This window comes from Streptococcus sp. GMD1S, from assembly GCF_000296875.1.
GTDB lineage: Bacteria > Bacillota > Bacilli > Lactobacillales > Streptococcaceae > Streptococcus.
The window spans coordinates 1-11,080 of record NZ_AJQY01000036.1; the positions used below are offsets into that span (position 1 = coordinate 1).

Sequence of the window (11,080 nt, forward strand, 5' to 3'; positions counted from 1 at the left end):
TTTTCCTTCTTGATAACTTCAAATGGAATCTTTTCTGCTCTTGTGATGAGTTCCGGTTTGGTTTCAACATTGGCAGCTAGTTCATTTTCATCAAGGCTTCCTGAGTGGGTTGCTGCTGGTTTGAGGCCTAGGTGGGCTGCCTTGAGTTTGGCTACGAGAGCGTCTAACTCGGCTTGTTTGTTACGGTTGAGGTTGTAGTTGAGAGCTTCTTTCGTTGCATTTAGGGCCTCCAAGCTTTCCTTGCTGTATCCATCCAAGTTTGCAGGGATTTGAGCAAGTTCCTCACGGAGGGCATTGTAGTTAGCGCGGAAGTAGTCTTTATTATTGTCTGCAAAGGCAGTCATGAGTTCAAAGATTTCTTCTTCCTTGTACTCAGCACTTGGTCTGTCTGCCCAGATAGCAAGCATGCTTCCGACGGTTGGAAGGTCTACCTCAGGATATTTGGTAGATGCAAGCTGGTTAAATGGTGTTTTTTTAGTATTTTCAATTGCTTTTTTGAGGAAACCACCACCATCTTCAGGTTTCTGGCCGAGAATGTAGTACCAGTCTCCGTTGGTGTTAAGGAATTTGTAGCCTTTGCTTGCCAGGTACTGAGGAGATGCAAGGTTGTAACCCCACCATCCCTTAGACCAGTAAGAGATGATGACATCCTTGTCAAACTCAACATCATCCTTGTCCTCGTAGTAGAAACCATCGTTGAAGGCCATTGGTTGAAGGCCTCTTTCTTTGGCCATAGCAGCAAGAGTGTTAGAGTACTCAGCAAACTTGCCATAGAGTCCATACCATTTGAGGTAGTACCAGCCTTGCGCGTTGGTAGCATCATTGGCATATTCGTCTGTACCGTAGTTGAAGATCTTAGTTTTGCCTGCAAAGAAGTCCATGTACTTGCCGATGAGGGCTTTGACAAAGTTAATCGCCTCTTCGTTTTCAAGGTCCATGGTTGTTTTGGATACCTTGTCAAAGTTGGCTTGAGGATTCTTGATTCCAAGTTTTTCCATAGCGACGAGCATGGCATCCATGTGACCTGGGCTGTTGATCGCTGGGATGAGTCCGAGGCCTTTTGATTTTGCGTACTCGATCAATTCAGTGATTTCAGCTTGACTAAGAGTGGTTCCGTTTGGATCATCGTAGTAAGCTTTTGTTCCTTCGATGATGGCCTTTTTGACGTCGTCACTTGCATAAGTTTTTCCGTTAGCAGCGATAGTCATATCATCAAGTAGGAAGCGAAGTCCATCATTTCCTAGGAGAAGATGCACATCAGAGTAGCCGAGTTCGCTCGCCTTGTCTACGATGCGTTTGAGTTGATCGAGCGTGAAGTACTTACGCCCAGCATCGATAGAGATTACCTTGTTCTTGGCAAGTTTTTCAACTTCGCGTTTCGCGTCTTCTTCTTTTTGAGCTTCTGGTGTGAAGGTCAAATTGCTGACAGCTTCTTGGAGTTTCGCGATTGCTTGGTCAATGGTGTCTTGTTGGGCACGGCTGAGGTTGCTATCAAGTGAGCGAATGGCTTTTTCAGCTTCTTTTACAGCTGCGACACTTTCTGCAGTATAGCGATTAAGGTCTGTTGGTACTTCTTTCAGAGCTTGCTCAGCAGACTCATAATCAGCTGCGAAGTATTCAGCATTGGCATTTGCGAAGCTACGCATGAGTTTGAAGAGGCGTGATGGTGAATAGCGTGCAGATGGGGTATCCGCCCAAGCAGCTACCATACCTCCGATGAACGGGATAGTAGCCCCATCAGATTTTGGTACAGAAGTGATTGGAGTGTTCTTGATACCATTGAGTCCTTGGTCGAGGTTGTACCAGCCTTGGCCATCGGCATTTCGTCCGAGGACGTAGTACCAAGCATCGTTGGTATTAAGGATTTGGTGGCCTTTTTCAACTAGAAGTTTAGAAGAAGCGACGTCGTATCCGCCCCATCCACCAGTCCACATAGAAACGATGATGTCTTTGTCAAAGGTTCCAAAACTAGTGTCGCTATTGTAGTAGATACCGTCGTTAAAAGCCATTGGTTTGAGGCCGTGAGATTTGACGATGCGAGCAAGGTCATTAGCGTAGGCGATAAATTTATCATAACCCTTGTCTGGGAATTCATCTTCTGGATACCATTTATAGGCTTGAAGAACGCTCCAGCCTTTGGCATCTGTAGCATCATTGGCGTACTCGTCTAGTCCGATGTTGAAGATGTCAGATTTGCCAGCAAAGTATGCAGCATACTTGTCGATCAGGGCTTTGGTAAACTCAACAGCTTCTTTGTTATCAAGGTCAACGGTACGAGCAGATTCCTTACCAAAGTAGTTGAAGTTCGGTTTTTGGATGCCTAGTTCTTTCATGGCATGCAAAATCGCATCCATGTGACCAGGGCTGTTTACAGTTGGGATGAGACCAATGCCTTTGTTTTTAGCATAGTTGATCAAGTCCGTCATTTGACTCTCTGTCAAATGGTTGCCGTTTGGATCCTTGTAGTAGGCATTGGTTCCGTTTTCGAGTGCACGTTTGACATCATCGCTTGCATAGGTTTTGCCATTGGCTTTGATCGTCATGTCGTCCAGCATGAAACGCATGCCATCATTTCCAACTAGTAAATGAAGATCAGTATAACCATAGTGTTTAGCTTTGTCGATGATTTCTTTGAGTTGCTCAGGCGAGAAGTACTTGCGTCCAGCATCAATTGAGATCATTTTTCGTTTAGCCAGTTTTTCATTTACCTGAGCTGCTCGTTCCGTACTAGGAGTGGCTACTGCAGGTGTGGTTACTGCAGGTGTGGCTGCTTCATTTTTCTTTTCTGAAGGAGAGTTTTCTGCAGGAACTTCAGTTGGAGCAGGACTTTCTTTCTCAGTAGTCGGAGTAGGACTAGCATTTTCTGTCACAGCTGGTGCAGTTGTTTCTTCCGTTTTTGGAGCAACTGTATGAGGAGCCTCCGTGTCTTCTTTGATCTCCTCTTTTACAGGTTCTTCAGCCTTTTCTTCCAGTTTTTCTGGGGCCTTGGACTCTCCAGCCTCATTGGGTGTTTGCGGACTCTCCTGGACAGTTTGAACTGTTTCCCCAGCTGTTGGAGTCGGAGTAATCCCGTCGGCAGCTGCGACTTGTGCGCTAAAAGCAAATCCTATAAGTACAGAAGCTGCTCCAACTGCGTATTTACGGATGGAGAAGCGCTGTTTCTTTTCTAGTTTCATGACAAAACCTCCTTGTTATTATCATATATGATAGCGTTTACATAAAACCAATTTTATTTTATTATCTAAGGGGTAAAATGTCAAGTGGGTTTATATAAGAACTATAATAAATGGAGGAAAACATAAGATTTAGGAGAAAATTGCCAATAAAAGATAAAGATAGAAGGAAAAACGAAGCAAGTATTTAACTTGTTTTTAGTAAAAATGCTACTAATTAAATAAGAGCCCTTCATAGTGTTTTCACAACTTCTTTCTCGTGCTATAATGAATACAGAAAAAGCCTGAGCTAGGCTCAGGCTTTTTCTTAATGACCTCGGTTACATGAGATGAATTTGATTTTGTAGTAGTCTGCTCGCTTATAAGTTTCACTATAGGCAAGGACTTGGCCAGTGGCCTCAAGTTTTGTAGTCTTCGTTTGGAAGACAGTTGGGAATTGTGTATCGATTCCGAGTACAGAAGCAGCATGCTCTGGTGTTGGGAATGCGATTTCGTTGATTTCCTCAAAATGTTCATCACTCATGTGAATGCGGTAATCCAATTTGAAACGTGTATAGATAGAGCTATAATAGTCAAGATTTGGATAGTTGGCATTGATGTATTGCTCAGGAATATAAGATGTGTGGTAGATGTATGTTACGTCGTTTGTCTGACGAATACGTTCAATCTTATAGTAGAATTGATCTCCACGTAGTCCAAGTTTATCTAAATATTCAAGTTTGTTTCCGCGCTCGATAGAAAGGACAGTAACTTTATCGTCTTTTGTTTCAAAGATTTCGACATCTGAAAACTCAACGAGTTTGTGCTTGCGGGCACGTGAAACGAAAGTACCTTTACCTTGTTGGCGGACAATGTAGCCGTCTTTAGCAAGGTCATTTAAGGCACGAACAACTGTGATTGAACTCACATCGTACATCGCGATCAATTCGGCTTCTGTATAAAATTTATCTCCACTTGCAAATTGACCAGAGATGATTTTGTTTTTTAATTCATCTTTAATATATTGGTATTTAGGAATAGCCATAAATTTTACCTCGATTCTCTTTCTCCAATTTTGATTTTACCACAAATATAAAGAAAAGAGTAGTATTAAGGTCAAAAAATTAAAATAATAGACTAAAAATGTTATTTTACATGTAAAAAAATTCATTTGATGTTCTTGTGAATTATCATACATAAAAAGATCGTTTTCATGCTATTTTTAGATAATTTCGGTAAACGGTAAGTAAAAAAATAGAAAAATTTTAAATAATTTTCTAAAACCTATTGACAAATGCAAAAGATTTGATTATAGTTAATATTATAATAAATGAAAGCGCAAACTTAATTCGTCAGAGGTAATAACATGACCAGATTTAAAATTGAGGACGATTTCTATTTAGACGGAAAACCGTTCAAGATTTTGTCCGGCGCCATTCATTATTTTAGGATTCCAGCAGAGGATTGGTATCATTCTCTCTATAACTTAAAGGCGCTTGGCTTTAATACAGTCGAGACCTATGTGGCTTGGAATTTACACGAACCTGTTGAAGGGGAGTTTGATTTTGAAGGTGCCAGAAATTTGGAGAGATTTCTTCAAATTGCACAAGATCTAGGTCTCTATGCCATTGTACGCCCGTCTCCGTTTATCTGTGCGGAATGGGAATTTGGTGGCTTGCCGGCTTGGCTCTTGACCAAGGACATGCGAATTCGCTCGTCCGACCCGGCCTACATCGAGGCTGTTGCTCGCTATTATGACCAATTATTGCCAAGGCTTGTGCCTCGCTTGTTGGATAACGGCGGAAACATTCTCATGATGCAAGTCGAAAATGAATATGGCTCTTATGGAGAAGATAAGTCTTATCTACGAGCAATTCGAAAATTAATGGAAGACCGAGGGATTGATTGCCCACTCTTTACTTCAGATGGCCCATGGAGGGCTACTCTGAAAGCCGGAACCTTGATTGAAGACGACCTCTTTGTGACAGGAAACTTCGGTTCTAAAGCTCCGTACAACTTTTCACAGATGCAGGAATTCTTTGATGAGCATGGCAAGAAATGGCCCCTCATGTGTATGGAATTCTGGGATGGTTGGTTCAACCGTTGGAAAGAACCCATCATCACTCGTGATCCTAAAGAATTGGCAGAAGCTGTTCGAGAGGTATTGGAGCAAGGCTCTATCAACCTTTACATGTTCCATGGTGGTACAAACTTTGGTTTCATGAATGGTTGCTCGGCTCGAGGAACTCTGGATTTGCCGCAAGTCACATCTTACGACTATGATGCCCTTCTCGATGAAGAAGGAAATCCAACTGCTAAATACTTAGCAGTCAAGAAGATGATGGCAACCCACTTCCCAGAGTATCCACAGTTGGAACCACTCTATAAGGAAAGCATGGAGATAGGGTCCATTCCATTGGTCGAAAAAGTTTCCTTGTTTGAAACCCTGGATAATCTCTCTAGTCCTACTGAAAGCCTCTATCCAAAAGCGATGGAAGAACTTGGTCAAAGTTATGGCTACCTTCTCTACCGCACGGAGGCAAGTTGGGATGCAGAAGAGGAACGTCTCCGTATCATCGATGGACGTGACCGAGCTCAACTCTTTGTAGATGGTCAATGGATTGCTACTCAATACCAGACAGAGATTGGCGAAGACATCTACTGTCAAGGCAACCGAGAAGGCTTTTCAGAGATTGACATCTTGATTGAAAATATGGGGCGTGTCAACTACGGACATAAGTTTTTGGCAGATACGCAGCGTAAAGGAATTCGAACAGGTGTCTGCAAGGATCTACATTTCTTACTGAATTGGAAACAATATCCACTGCCACTGGATAATCCTGAGAAGATTGATTTTTCAAAAGGATGGACAGAAGGACAACCAGCCTTTTACGCTTTCGACTTTACTGTTGAAGAGCCGAAGGATACCTACTTAGACTTGTCTGAGTTTGGTAAGGGAGTTGCCTTTGTCAACGGGCGTCACCTAGGGCGTTTCTGGAACGTCGGCCCGACCCTCTCACTTTATATCCCTCATAGTTATCTCAAGGAAGGTGCTAACCGCATCATCATCTTTGAAACTGAGGGCGAATATAAAGAAGAGATTCACTTAACTCGTAAACCTACACTAAAACACATAAAGGGGGAAAACTTATGACAATTGTAGGATGCCGTATCGATGGACGTTTGATCCACGGTCAAGTAGCCAATCTTTGGGCTGGAAAACTAAATGTTTCACGCATTATGGTTGTAGACGACGAAGTTGTTAACAACGATATTGAAAAGAGTGGTTTGAAACTTGCGACACCACCAGGTGTGAAACTCAGTATCTTGCCAGTTGAGAAAGCAGCAGCAAATATCCTTGCTGGTAAATACGATAGCCAACGTCTCTTTATCGTTGCACGTAAACCAGACCGTTTCCTTGGTTTGGTCGAAGCAGGTGTTCCGCTTGAAACACTCAACGTCGGCAATATGTCTCAAACACCAGAAACTCGCTCTATCACACGTTCTATCAATGTGGTAGACAAGGATGTGGAAGATTTCCACAAACTAGCAGAAAAAGGTGTGAAACTCACTGCTCAAATGGTTCCAAATGATCCAGTTTCAGACTTTTTGAGCTTATTAAAATAGGAAAAAATTTTTAGGAGGTCATTGTTATGATACAACCGTGGCAAATTTTACTTCTCACTTTGTACTCAGCTTATCAAATCTGTGATGAGTTGACAATCGTTTCATCTGCAGGTTCCCCTGTATTCGCTGGTTTCATTACTGGTTTAATCATGGGAGATGTGACAACTGGTTTGTTTATCGGTGGTAGCTTGCAGTTGTTCGTTCTCGGGGTTGGTACCTTCGGTGGTGCTTCTCGTATCGACGCAACTTCTGGTGCGGTTCTTGCAACAGCATTCTCTATCTCTCAAGGTATTGATACAGACCTTGCGATTACAACAATCGCTGTACCAGTAGCGGCACTTTTGACATACTTCGACGTTCTTGGACGTATGACAACTACTTTCTTTGCACACCGTATTGATGCTGCGATCGAACGCTTTGACTACAAAGGTATCGAACGCAACTACCTACTTGGTGCGCTTCCATGGGCTCTTTCTCGTGCCCTTCCAGTATTCTTCGCTCTTGCTTTTGGTGGAGAATTCGTACAAGGTGTTGTAAACCTTGTTAAAGAATACCAATGGGTTGCAGACGGTTTGACACTTGCAGGTCGTATGCTTCCAGGTCTTGGATTTGCAATCTTGCTTCGTTACCTTCCAGTTAAACGTAACCTTCACTACCTTGCTATGGGATTCGGTTTGACAGCTATGTTGACTGTTCTTTACTCAAACGTAACAAGTCTTGGTGGAGCAGTTGCTGGAATCATTGGCACTCTTCCTGCTGAAGTTGCTGAAAAAATTGGCTTTGTTAACAACTTCAAAGGATTGTCTATGATCGGTATCTCTATCGTAGGTATCTTCCTTGCGGTTGTTCACTTCAAGAACAGCCAAAAAGTTGCTGTAGCAGCACCTTCTACACCATCAGAAAGTGGGGAAATTGAAGATGACGAATTCTAATTACAAATTAACAAAAGAAGATTTTAATCAAATTAACAAACGTAGCTTGTTCACTTTCCAATTGGGATGGAACTACGAACGTATGCAAGCATCAGGTTACCTTTACATGATCTTGCCACAATTGCGTAAAATGTATGGAGATGGAACTCCTGAGTTGAAAGAAATGATGAAAGTTCATACTCAATTCTTCAACACTTCACCATTCTTCCACACAATTATCGCTGGTTTTGACCTTGCTATGGAAGAAAAAGATGGCGTTGGTTCAAAAGATGCGGTTAACGGTATCAAGACAGGTTTGATGGGACCATTCGCTCCTCTTGGAGATACTATCTTTGGTTCACTTGTACCTGCTATCATGGGATCTATCGCTGCAACAATGGCTATTGCTGGTCAACCTTGGGGTATCTTCCTTTGGATTGCAGTTGCAGTAGCGTATGACATCTTCCGTTGGAAACAGTTGGAATTTGCATACAAAGAAGGGGTTAACCTTATCAACAACATGCAAAGTACTTTGACAGCTTTGATTGAAGCTGCATCTGTACTTGGTGTATTCATGATGGGTGCTCTTGTAGCAACAATGATCAACTTTGAAATTTCATACAAATTACCAATCGGTGAAAAGATGATTGACTTCCAAGACATCTTGAACTCAATCTTCCCACGTTTGCTTCCAGCAATCTTCACTGCATTTATCTTCTGGTTGCTTGGTAAGAAAGGTATGAACTCTACAAAAGCTATCGGTATCATTATCGTGCTTGCCTTGGCTCTTTCTGCCTTTGGTAAATTTGCACTTGGAATGGGCGCATAATTTATGACTAAATCATTGATTTTAGTGAGCCACGGTCGTTTCTGTGAAGAACTTAAAGGTAGCACAGAGATGATTATGGGACCACAAGACAACATTCATGCGGTTGCTCTTCTTCCAGAAGATGGACCAGAAGAATTTACTGCAAAATTTGAAGCTGCTGTTGAAGGATTGGATGATTTCCTAGTCTTTGCGGATCTTCTTGGCGGAACTCCATGTAACGTGGTGAGCCGTCTGATTATGGAAGGTCGTGACATTGAACTGTATGCAGGAATGAACCTTCCGATGGTCATTGAATTTATCAATGCAAGCCTAACTGGAATGGATGCGGACTATAAGAGTCGTGCTTCAGAAAGCATTGTGAAAGTTAATGATTTATTGGCAAGCTTCGACGACGATGAAGATGAATAAGATGTGACTTAGAGCATCTTATATAGAATATACATGGGAATGGGAGTCACTCCCATTCCCATATTTTCAATAGGAATGAAACGACAATAGATTAGAGGAACTCTATGCTAAATTACACAAAAGAAGAATTACTTGAACTGGGTGCAGAAATCACGACTCGTGAAATCTACCAACAGCCTGATGTATGGAAAGAGGCTTTTGAAGCCTATCAAGCAAAACGTGAAGAAATTGCAGCCTTCCTACAAGGGATCGCTGATAAGCATGACTATATCAAGGTCATCTTGACGGGTGCTGGTACTTCTGCTTATGTGGGAGATACCTTGGTACCATACTTTAAGGAAGTCTATGATGAACGCAAATGGAATTTCAATGCCATTGCGACAACTGATATTGTTGCCAATCCAGAAACCTATCTGAAAAAAGATGTGGCGACTGTCCTTGTTTCCTTTGCTCGTAGTGGGAATTCACCTGAAAGTGTGGCGACGGTTGATTTGGCCAAAGCCTTGGTTGATGACCTCTATCAAGTGACCATTACATGTGCTGCAGATGGTAAATTGGCTCTTCAAGCTCATGGCGATGAGCGCAATCTTTTACTCTTGCAACCAGCTGCTTCCAATGACGCTGGATTTGCCATGACTTCTAGCTTTACGTCCATGATGCTAACAGCTCTCTTGGTTTTTGATCCTACAGAATTTGCTGTGAAAGCTGAACGTTTTGAAGTTGTGTCTAGCCTTGCGCGTAAAGTTCTAGAAAATGCAGCAGATGTTAAAGAACTGGTTGACCTCGACTTTAACCGTGTTATCTACCTAGGCGCTGGTCCTTTCTTTGGACTTGCTCATGAAGCTCAGCTCAAGATTTTGGAATTAACTGCTGGTCAAGTGGCGACCATGTATGAAAGCCCAGTTGGCTTCCGTCACGGTCCAAAATCATTGATCAATGAAGATACAGTTGTTTTGATCTTTGGCACAACGTCAGACTACACTCGCAAGTACGACTTGGACTTAGTTCGTGAAGTGGCTGGTGATCAGATTGCTCGTCGTGTTGTGCTCTTGAGTGATCAAGCCTTTGGTCTTGAAAATGTCAAAGAAGTGGCCCTTGGTTGTGGCGGTGTCTTGAACGATATTTACCGTGTCTTCCCTTACATCGTTTATGCCCAACTCTTTGCCCTTTTGACTTCGCTCAAGGTAAAAAACAAACCAGATACACCGTCTCCTACAGGTACAGTAAACCGTGTGGTACAAGGTGTTATCATTCATGACTATCAAAAATAAGGAAGTATCTATGAGTAAATTACAATTAAGTCCCAATAAAGTAGCTTGCTTGCAAAAACTCTCTGACGAGAATGGAATCATCTCAGCTCTTGCCTTTGACCAACGTGGTGCTTTGAAACGCCTTATGGCCCAATACCAAACAGAAGAGCCAACAGTGGCTCAAATGGAAGAACTCAAAGTCTTGGTAGCAGATGAATTAACAAAATACGCATCCTCTATGCTTCTTGACCCAGAGTATGGACTTCCAGCTACAAAAGCGCTTGCTCCAAATGCTGGTCTTCTCCTTGCTTATGAGAAAACAGGTTATGACACAACAAGCACCAAACGCTTGCCTGACTGCTTGGATGTTTGGTCTGCCAAACGCATCAAGGAACAAGGTGCAGATGCTGTCAAATTCTTGCTTTACTACGATGTAGACAGCTCTGACGAACTCAACCAAGAAAAACAAGCCTACATCGAACGTATCGGCTCTGAGTGTGTGGCGGAAGATATTCCATTCTTCCTTGAAATCTTGGCTTACGACGAAAAAATCGCTGACGCAGGTTCTGCAGAATACGCTAAAGTCAAACCACACAAGGTTATCGGTGCCATGAAGGTCTTCTCAGACCCACGTTTCAACATCGATGTCTTGAAAGTTGAAGTTCCAGTTAACGTCAAATACGTTGAAGGCTTTGGCGATGGTGAAATCGTGCATACACGCGAAGAAGCGGCAGCTTTCTTCAAAGCACAAGACGAAGCTACTAACTTGCCATACATCTACTTGAGCGCAGGTGTATCAGCCAAACTCTTCCAAGAAACACTTGTCTTTGCTCACGAATCAGGCGCAAACTTCAACGGTGTTCTTTGCGGCCGTGCAACTTGGGCTGGATCAGTTGAAGCCTA

At 42.6% G+C, this 11,080-nt stretch carries 9 protein-coding genes; 7 read left to right on the forward strand and 2 right to left on the reverse strand.

Annotation, left to right across the window (positions count from 1 at the left end):
• Both strH and GMD1S_RS05490 read right to left on the reverse strand, forming a co-directional pair.
• On the reverse strand, positions 1 to 3,176 hold a 3,176-nt coding region (gene strH / locus GMD1S_RS05485; protein ID WP_000764168.1), incomplete at its 3' end, for an LPXTG-anchored beta-N-acetylhexosaminidase StrH.
• A gap of 304 nt (positions 3,177 to 3,480) precedes the next feature.
• Positions 3,481 to 4,197 carry a GntR family transcriptional regulator gene (locus tag GMD1S_RS05490; protein WP_001007181.1) on the reverse strand — a complete coding sequence of 239 codons (717 nt, stop codon included), beginning with the start codon at positions 4,195 to 4,197 and terminating at the stop codon, positions 3,481 to 3,483.
• Positions 4,198 to 4,518: 321 nt separating this feature from the next.
• On the opposite strand from GMD1S_RS05490, the gene GMD1S_RS05495 reads away from it, so the two are divergent.
• The 7 genes from GMD1S_RS05495 to lacD form a co-directional block, all read left to right on the forward strand.
• Complete coding sequence (locus GMD1S_RS05495) at positions 4,519 to 6,306, forward strand: glycoside hydrolase family 35 protein (protein WP_000196619.1); 1,788 nt, start codon at positions 4,519 to 4,521, stop codon at positions 6,304 to 6,306.
• On the forward strand, positions 6,303 to 6,779 hold the full coding sequence (locus GMD1S_RS05500; protein WP_000156968.1) for a PTS sugar transporter subunit IIB: 477 nt from the start codon (positions 6,303 to 6,305) through the stop codon (positions 6,777 to 6,779). Before GMD1S_RS05495 ends, GMD1S_RS05500 begins: the two co-directional genes overlap by 4 nt.
• Before the next feature lie 26 nt (positions 6,780 to 6,805).
• On the forward strand, positions 6,806 to 7,711 hold the full coding sequence (locus tag GMD1S_RS05505) for a PTS mannose/fructose/sorbose/N-acetylgalactosamine transporter subunit IIC (protein WP_000615901.1): 906 nt from the start codon (positions 6,806 to 6,808) through the stop codon (positions 7,709 to 7,711).
• Complete coding sequence (locus GMD1S_RS05510) at positions 7,698 to 8,519, forward strand: PTS system mannose/fructose/sorbose family transporter subunit IID (protein WP_000185293.1); 822 nt, start codon at positions 7,698 to 7,700, stop codon at positions 8,517 to 8,519. The genes GMD1S_RS05505 and GMD1S_RS05510 overlap by 14 nt, the downstream gene beginning before the upstream one ends.
• Before the next feature lie 3 nt (positions 8,520 to 8,522).
• Positions 8,523 to 8,927 carry a PTS sugar transporter subunit IIA gene (locus tag GMD1S_RS05515; protein ID WP_000167445.1) on the forward strand — a complete coding sequence of 135 codons (405 nt, stop codon included), beginning with the start codon at positions 8,523 to 8,525 and terminating at the stop codon, positions 8,925 to 8,927.
• Positions 8,928 to 9,031: 104 nt separating this feature from the next.
• Positions 9,032 to 10,198 (forward strand): SIS domain-containing protein, encoded by a 1,167-nt coding sequence (locus GMD1S_RS05520; protein ID WP_000936007.1) that lies wholly within the window; start codon positions 9,032 to 9,034, stop codon positions 10,196 to 10,198.
• 10 nt (positions 10,199 to 10,208) lie between these two features.
• Positions 10,209 to 11,080: tagatose-bisphosphate aldolase (gene lacD / locus GMD1S_RS05525; RefSeq protein WP_044135636.1), on the forward strand; the 872-nt coding region annotated here is incomplete at its 3' end.

Excerpts from the sequence above, each read along its gene's own strand:
- GMD1S_RS05520 (WP_000936007.1), top strand. The coding sequence starts at position 9,032 with ATGCTAAATTACACAAAAGAAGAATTACTTGAACTGGGTGCAGAAATC.
- GMD1S_RS05505 (WP_000615901.1), top strand. The coding sequence starts at position 6,806 with ATGATACAACCGTGGCAAATTTTACTTCTCACTTTGTACTCAGCTTAT.
- GMD1S_RS05500 (WP_000156968.1), top strand. The coding sequence starts at position 6,303 with ATGACAATTGTAGGATGCCGTATCGATGGACGTTTGATCCACGGTCAA.
- GMD1S_RS05490 (WP_001007181.1), bottom strand. The coding sequence starts at position 4,197 with ATGGCTATTCCTAAATACCAATATATTAAAGATGAATTAAAAAACAAA.
- GMD1S_RS05515 (WP_000167445.1), top strand. The coding sequence starts at position 8,523 with ATGACTAAATCATTGATTTTAGTGAGCCACGGTCGTTTCTGTGAAGAA.
- GMD1S_RS05510 (WP_000185293.1), top strand. The coding sequence starts at position 7,698 with ATGACGAATTCTAATTACAAATTAACAAAAGAAGATTTTAATCAAATT.
- GMD1S_RS05495 (WP_000196619.1), top strand. The coding sequence starts at position 4,519 with ATGACCAGATTTAAAATTGAGGACGATTTCTATTTAGACGGAAAACCG.